Annotated in this window: 7 protein-coding genes; 5 read left to right on the top strand and 2 right to left on the bottom strand. The window is 75.0% G+C overall.

The genetic code is table 11. The features are described 5' to 3' along the window. Positions 1–72: 72 nt before the first annotated feature. Positions 73–726: a snapalysin gene (gene snpA, locus ACFUEL_RS31610; protein WP_380240313.1), complete on the bottom strand. Its 654-nt coding sequence runs from the start codon at positions 724–726 to the stop codon at positions 73–75. A gap of 218 nt (positions 727–944) precedes the next feature. Between snpA and ACFUEL_RS31605 the strand changes: the two genes are divergently transcribed. The 3 genes from ACFUEL_RS31605 to ACFUEL_RS31595 all read left to right on the top strand — a co-directional run bounded on the left by ACFUEL_RS31605 (position 945) and on the right by ACFUEL_RS31595 (position 4,962). Then, on the top strand, positions 945–1,934 hold the full coding sequence (locus tag ACFUEL_RS31605; RefSeq protein ID WP_380240311.1) for a LysR family transcriptional regulator: 990 nt from the start codon (positions 945–947) through the stop codon (positions 1,932–1,934). A 97-nt stretch (positions 1,935–2,031) separates the two neighbouring features. Beyond that, entirely contained in the window at positions 2,032–4,341 is a 2,310-nt protein-coding gene (locus tag ACFUEL_RS31600; RefSeq protein ID WP_380240309.1) for a molybdopterin-dependent oxidoreductase, read from the top strand. A gap of 69 nt (positions 4,342–4,410) precedes the next feature. Continuing rightward, positions 4,411–4,962, top strand: a complete 552-nt coding sequence (locus ACFUEL_RS31595; RefSeq protein WP_380240307.1) for an EF-hand domain-containing protein — start codon at positions 4,411–4,413, stop codon at positions 4,960–4,962. A gap of 86 nt (positions 4,963–5,048) precedes the next feature. Here the strand turns inward: ACFUEL_RS31595 and ACFUEL_RS31590 are convergent, their stop codons facing one another. Continuing rightward, a complete protein-coding gene (locus tag ACFUEL_RS31590) occupies positions 5,049–5,456 on the bottom strand; it encodes a MerR family transcriptional regulator (protein ID WP_380240305.1) in 408 nt (135 codons plus the stop codon). A 126-nt stretch (positions 5,457–5,582) separates the two neighbouring features. Here ACFUEL_RS31590 and ACFUEL_RS31585 point away from each other — a divergent pair, with 126 nt between their 5' ends. Together ACFUEL_RS31585 and ACFUEL_RS31580 are read left to right on the top strand one after the other, a co-directional pair. After that, positions 5,583–6,641, top strand: a complete 1,059-nt coding sequence (locus tag ACFUEL_RS31585; protein WP_380240303.1) for an aldo/keto reductase — start codon at positions 5,583–5,585, stop codon at positions 6,639–6,641. 81 nt (positions 6,642–6,722) lie between these two features. Continuing rightward, on the top strand, positions 6,723–6,971 hold a 249-nt coding region (locus tag ACFUEL_RS31580), incomplete at its 3' end, for a hypothetical protein (RefSeq protein WP_380240301.1).

Genomic DNA, 6,971 nt, shown 5'->3' with positions numbered 1-6,971 from the left:
GGCGGGGGTCCTGCGGCGCGGAGGGTGCGGCGGCCGGCCCGGGGCGCGGGCAGACGCGCCGGGCGGGCGGGGTCAGCCGGCGGCGGCGAGGCCGTACAGCCAGAGGCTGTTGACCCGGCTGCGCTCGGTGGCGTTCGGGTAGGGGTTGGTGCAGGAGGTGCCGGGGCCGCCGCCGGACATCAGCTCGCTGCACGGGCCGGAGTAGTGGTCGGGCAGGCCGAGCACGTGGCCGGTCTCGTGGGCGATCACGCGCAGCGAGCTGTACTGCCGGTTCTGCGCGTAGTCGAGGAAGATGTAGCCGCGCCCGTGGCCGTCGGTGGAGGCGTAGGAGCCGCGGGAGTCGTTGCCCTCGTAGTAGCGGAAGTCGGCGTTGGTGCCGGAGCGGAGCTGGACGTTGGTGACCGAGGAGTTCCAGATCTGCGCGCTCTGCGAGATGGTGGTGCGGAAGGACGGGGCCTGGCTGGCGTCGTAGGTGACGGCGACGGTCAGCAGGTAGGGGTTGGCGGCCTGCTTGGCGCGGGCCGACTTCATCACGGCCTCGTAGAACGCCCTGTTGCCGGCCGCCTCGGCGGAGTCGGCGGCGAGGCCGGTGGGCGGGGTGTAGCCCTGGGCGGAGGCGGCGGGCGCGGCCGGGGCGGTGGGGGCGGCCGCGGCGGGCACGGCGGCGGCTCCGGCGGCGAGGACCAGTCCGAGGGCGGCGGCGAGCACGGTCATGGAGCGGTTCATGGGGGGACTCCATTTCGCGGGTCCCGGGGCCGTGGGGAGCCGGCCGGGACGCGGTGACGGGTGGTTGCACCGAGCTTGGGGCAGCGCGGCCGGGGCGCGGAGATGGCAACCGGCGATAGCCCGGGGCAATACCCCTGCACAGCAGGCGAATTGACGGTCCGTGGGCACGTTCTTGGCATGCTCTTGGCAAGCGATGGGCACCTGGTTATGCTCCCGTGATGGAGCTCGACGTCCGACACCTCCGGGTGCTGTGCGCGATCGCGGACACCGGCAGCGTCCGGAAGGCCGCCCGTCGGCTCGGCATGACCCAACCCTCGCTGACCACCCAGCTGCACCGCATCGAACGGACCGTCGGCGGACGGCTGTTCACCCGCGAACGGACCGGCAGCCGCCCCACCGCGCTCGGCCACTCGGTGCTCTCCCGCGCCCGGCCCGTGATCACCGGACTGGACGCCCTGGTCGCCGCCGCCCGCGCCGAGGCCGCCGGAGCGGGCCGCCGCCGGCTGCGGATCGGCAGCGTCGGCAGCCGCGCGGTGCCCGCCTGGCTGCGCCGCATCCACGACCGGCTGCCGGACACCGACACCACCATCCACATCGACATCTCGGCGATCGCCCTGCTCCACCTGGTGGCCGCCGAACAGCTCGACATCGCCTTCGTCCACGAGAGCGAGGGCTTCCCGCTGCACGCCCCGGCCGGCACCGAGCGGCGGGTGCTGGTCGCCCGCGAACCCCAGTTCGTCGCCCTCGCCGAGACCCACCCCGCCGCCGGCCGGCCCGTGGTCAGCCTCGCCGACCTCGCCCACGACACCTGGATGGTCGACCCGACCGCCGACCACGAGTACGCCGCGCTGCGCCGGGTCTTCGCCGGGGCCGGGCTCGACCCGCGGGTCGTGCAGGTCCGGGACAACGCCACCGCCGCCGAACTGGTCGCCTCCGGCGAGGCCGTCCGCCCCTGCCAGCCCACCTCGCCGCCCGGCCCCGGCACCGTCCTGCGCCCCGTCCGCGGCGACCCGCTCGCCGTCCGCCTGCTGCTCACCTGGCGCCCCGACACCGTCCCCGGCCCGGCCCTCGACGGCCTGTGGACCGACCTCCGGCACGCCTACCTCGACCTGGCCGCCGCCAACCCCGCCTACCGGGCCTGGCTGCACCGCCGGGGCCGCCCGCTGCACGCCCTCCTCGCCGCGGCGGAGCCCCCGGCCCCGGCCTGATGCGGCGCGCTTGCGGGTGCCGCGGCGCGGGGAGACTCGTACCCGGCGGCTGGTCGGGTCCGGGCGGAAGCCCGCGCGGGGACGGAGTGGACACACGGTGGAACGACGCTTGCCGGTGGCGACGCACTGGGGCAGTTTCGTCGCGGTGGTCGACTCCGGCCGCCTGGTGCGGATCGAACCGCGGGCGGACGACCCGGCGCCCTCCCCGATCGGCCCCGGGATGGTGCGGGCCGCCGAGGACGGCGCCCGGGTGCTGCGCCCCGCGGTGCGCAAGGGCTGGCTGGACGGGCTGCCGCGGGTCGGGGAGCGGGCCCGGGGCGCGGACGGCTTCGTCGAGGTGGGCTGGGACGAGGCGCTGGCGCTGGTGGGCGACGAGCTGCGCCGGGTGCGCGGGCGGTACGGGGACGGCGCGGTGTTCGGCGGGTCGTACGGCTGGGCGAGCGCGAGCGGGTTCCACCACGCGCAGGGGCAGTTGCAGCGGTTCCTGGCGCTGGGCGGCGGCTACACCGACTCGCGCAACACGTACAGCACCGCGGCGCTGGAGGTCGTGCTGCCGCACGTGATCGGCGGGCACCCGTGGAGCTACCAGTCCCGGATGCCGCTGTGGGAGGAGATCGCGGAACACTGCGAACTCGTGGTGGCGTTCGGCGGGTTGGCGCTCAAGAACAGCCAGGTCAACCCCGGCGGGCTGGCCCGGCACCGGACGCGGGAGCTGCAACGGCGGTGCCGCGAGGCCGGGGTGCGGTTCGTGAACGTCAGCCCGATCCGCCGGGACACCGCCGGCTTCCTGGACGCCGAGTGGCTGCCGGTCGTCCCGAACACCGACACCGCCGCGATGCTCGGCATCGCGCACACCATGCTGGTCAACGGCTGGCACGACGAGGACTTCCTGCGGCGCTGCTGCACCGGGTTCGACCGCTTCGCCGACTACCTGCTCGGCGAGGACGACGGCGTTCCCAAGGACGCCGACTGGGCCGCCCGGATCACCGGCCTCGACCGCGGCGCCCTCACCGGCCTGGCCCGCCGGCTCACCGAGCGGCGCTCCCTCGTCATGGTCAACTACGCGGTGCAGCGGGCGGACCACGGCGAACAGCCGATCTGGATGTCGGTGGTGCTGGCCGCCATGGCGGGCTCGATGGGCCGGCCGGGCGGCGGCTGGGGCGCGGGCTACGCGACGATGGACGCGACCGGCGTCGCCCCGGGCCGTCCCCCGGTGGCGGGCGTCCCGGGGGTGCCCAACCCCGTCCCGGACTTCATCCCGGTCGCCCGGATCGCCGACGCCCTGCTGCACCCGGGCCGGACGATCGACTACGACGGGCGGCGGCTGACCCTGCCCGAACTGCGCCTGGTCTACTGGTGCGGGGGCAACCCGTTCCACCACCACCAGGACCTGCACCGGCTGGCCAGGGCCTGGCAGGCCCCCGACACGGTGGTGGTGCACGAGGCGTGGTGGAACACCACGGCCAAGTTCGCGGACATCGTGCTGCCCGTCGCCACCAGCCTGGAGCGCGACGACTTCACCGCCGGGTTCTGCGACCCGCACCTGACCGCGATGCCTAAGGTCCGCGAACCGGCCGGCGAGTCCCGCACCGACCACCGGATCTTCGCCGAGCTGGCCGCCCGGCTCGGCTACGGGCGGGAGTTCACCGGGTCGCGCTCCGAGTCCGAGTGGCTCCGGCACCTGTACGAGCAGACCGCGGCCGCGCTCGGCGACGCGGCCGCGCTGCCCGGCTTCGACGAGTTCTGGCGCCGCTCCGCGGTCGAACTGCCCGCGCTGCAAGGGCCGTTCCCCGGCAGTTTCGCGGCGCTCCGGGCGGATCCGGAGCGCTTCCCGCTGGCGACGCCCTCGGGCCGGATCGAGGTCTTCTCCGCCGAGATCGACTCGTACGGCTACGACGACTGCGCCGGGCACCCGAGGTGGTACGAGCCGGCCGAGTGGCTCGGCGGCGACCTGGCGGGGCGCTTCCCGCTGCACCTGGTCTCGAACCAGCCCGCCTCCCGGCTGCACAGCCAGTACGACAACGGCGGCCGCAGCCTGGAGTCGAAGGTCCGCGGCCGCGAGCCGGTGACACTCAACCCGGCGGACGCCGCGGCGCGCGGCATCGTGGACGGCGCGGTGGTGCGGGTCCACAACGACCGGGGCGGCTGCCTGGCGGGCGCGGTGCTGTCCGAGGACGTCATGCCGGGCGTCGTGCAGCTGTCCACCGGGGCCTGGTGGGACCCGGTGGAGCCGGGGCTGAGCGGCACCCTGGACCGGCACGGCAACCCGAACTCCCTGACCGCGGACCGGCCGTGCTCGCGCCTGTCGCAGGGGCCGAGCGCGCTCAGCACGCTGGTCGAGGTCGAACGCCATGACGAGCTGCTGCCCGATGTGCTCGCCTTTGTCCCGCCCCCGATCGAACACTGAGCCGGGGCCCGGCCGCCCCCCGGCCCGCCCGTTTGCCCGCGGGTGACGGGGTGGATACGGTGCGCAACCGTGACTGCACTTCGAGAGCGCAAGTACGGCCAGTGGTTCCGCGGAGCCGACGTCGACGGCGACGGGTTCATCACCCGGCGGGACGTCCTGCTGATGAGCGAGCGCTACCTCGCCGCCCGCGGCGTCGCCGTCGACTCCGCGGCCGCCCGCCCGCTCACCGGGCAGCTGGACGGGTTCTGGACCAACGTGATCGCCCCGATGGACCAGGACGGCGACGGGCGGGTCGACCTGCGGGAGATGACCGAGGGGTTCGGCCGGGCGCTCGCCGACCCGGCCCTGTACGGGCAGCAGGTCGGGCCGGTGGCCGACTGCTTCTTCGACCTGGTCGACCTCGACGGGAACGGCCGGATCGACCGCTCGGAGTTCCAGCTGATGTTCGACGCGGTGGCCGCCGTCCCCGGCGGGGACTGCGCCGAGGTGTTCGCCGCGCTGGACGCGGACGGCTCGGGCGGCCTGGACCGCGACGAGTTCCACCGGGCGCTCCTGGAGTTCTTCTACGGCGACGACCCCAACGCCCCCGCCAACCACCTGTTCGGCCGGCTCCCCGACTGACGGCCCGCGGGGGGTGCCGGGCGGGCGGCGTGCCGCACGACTCCGGGAACGCCGTCGACGCCCGGACGGCCCGGCCCGCACCCGGGTCAACTCCCGTGCGCGGACTGCTGGTCGAGGTGGTCCTCGTAGACCGCGACCTTGTGCCGGACGATGTCCAGCGAGCGGTGGAGTTCGGCGATCCGGTCGAGGACGCGCCGCTCGTGGACGCGCAGCAGGGCGAGGCGGTCGGGTTCGGTGCCGGGGCCGGTGCGGGCGAGTTCGGTGTAGCGGCGGATCTCCGGGATGGGCATGCCGGAGGCGCGCAGGACGATGCAGAGGTTGAGCCACTCCACGTCGCCCCGGGTGTAGCGGCGCCGCCCGCCGCCCTCGCGGCGGACCGGGGCGGCGAGGATGCCCTCGCGTTCGTAGAAGCGCAGGGCGTGCACGCTCAGGCCGGTGCGGGCGGCGACCTGGCCGATGCCGAGCGTCTCGGCGGACCCGTTCGATGCGTTCATCGGATCAGCATAGGAGCGGGTTCCGGCCCGGAGGCTGTGACCCGGAGGTGTTGATCTAGAGCCGACTCCAGCTCCTAGAGTGGCCGGCGGCGCGCCCCGCAGCGGACCGACGGAAGGAACTCGACTATGCGTTACCGGATTCTCGGCGGCACCGGCATCGAGGTGAGCACGCACTGCCTGGGCACGATGATGCTCGGCTCGGTCGGCAACCCGGACCACCGGGAGGGTGCCCGGATCGTGCACACCGCACTGGACGCCGGCATCAACTTCGTCGACACCGCCGACATGTACTCGGCGGGCGAGTCCGAGGAGATCGTCGGCAAGGCGCTGCAGGGGCGGCGCGATGAGGTCGTGCTGGCCACCAAGGTGCACTTCCCGATGGGCGAGGGGCCGAACCGGGGCGGCAACTCGCGGCGCTGGATCCTGCGCGCGGTGGAGGACAGCCTGCGGCGGCTGCGCACCGACTGGATCGACCTCTACCAGGTGCACCGGCCCGACCACCGCACCGACGTCGAGGAGACCCTGTCGGTGCTGGGCGACCTCGTCCGGGCAGGCAAGATCCGGGCGTTCGGCTGCTCGACCTTCCCGGCCGGCGACCTCGTCGAGGCGCACTGGGTGGCCGAACGCCGCGCACTGCCCCGGTTCCGCACCGAGCAGCCGCCGTACTCGCTGCTGGCCCGCGGCGTCGAGGCCACCGTGCTGCCGGTGGCCCGCCGGCACGGCATGGGCGTGCTGACCTGGGCCCCGCTCGCCTCCGGCTTCCTGACCGGCCGTTACCGCAAGGACGGGGTGATCGACCTGGGCAGCGGGCGGGCCGCGCTGACCCCGCACCGCTTCGACCCGGCGCTCCCGGAGAACGCCCGCAAGCTCGAGGTGGTCGAGCAGCTGGTCGAGCTGGCCGAGGGGATCGGCTGCTCGCTGCCCGAACTGGCCGTCGCCTTCCCGCTCGCCCACCCCGCCGTCACCTCGGTGATCCTCGGCCCCCGGACGGTCGACCAGCTGACCGGCCTGCTGAAGGGCGCCGCGCTCACCCTGGACGACGAGGCCCTGGACCGGATCGACGCGATCGTGCCGCCCGGCACCGACCTCTACCGCCCGGACGGCGCCTGGCGCTCCCCCGCCCTCGAACCGGCCGCGCTGCGCCGCCCCGTCGCCGAGCGGGCCGCGGCGGGCGCCGTGGGCTGACGGACCGAGGAGGCGGGCGGCCAGTGACGGGCGGCGGGCGGCGGGTGACGGGTGACGGGTGACGGGTGGCAGGATCGGCCCATGACGGAGGACGAACGGCCCGCAGTTCGGCCGCGCCCGCTGAACGCCGCCGAGCGCGCGGTGCTGGAGCACCTGCTCTCGGCGGACTTCCCGGGCGCGGCCGAACTGCGGGCCGGGCTGGACGAGCTGGAGGTGGTCGGGGCGTGGTTCCCCGGCTCGCTCAGCGTCGACCTGGCCCGGCGCGGCCGCCGTCCCGCCGGGTCGCGGTCGTGGCTGCTCCCGGTGGGCGGCGAGGTGTACGACGCGGCG

Origin of the sequence: Kitasatospora sp. NPDC057198, assembly GCF_042670125.1 — a bacterium.
GTDB lineage: Bacteria > Actinomycetota > Actinomycetes > Streptomycetales > Streptomycetaceae > Kitasatospora.
This window is presented reverse-complemented; position numbering and strand designations above follow the sequence as displayed.

What these genes read in the sequence shown, in the direction of transcription:
- ACFUEL_RS31590 (WP_380240305.1), bottom strand. Translation starts at nt 5,456, where the DNA reads ATGAACGCATCGAACGGGTCCGCCGAGACGCTCGGCATCGGCCAGGTC.
- ACFUEL_RS31585 (WP_380240303.1), top strand. Translation starts at nt 5,583, where the DNA reads ATGCGTTACCGGATTCTCGGCGGCACCGGCATCGAGGTGAGCACGCAC.
- snpA (WP_380240313.1), bottom strand. Translation starts at nt 726, where the DNA reads ATGAACCGCTCCATGACCGTGCTCGCCGCCGCCCTCGGACTGGTCCTC.
- ACFUEL_RS31605 (WP_380240311.1), top strand. Translation starts at nt 945, where the DNA reads ATGGAGCTCGACGTCCGACACCTCCGGGTGCTGTGCGCGATCGCGGAC.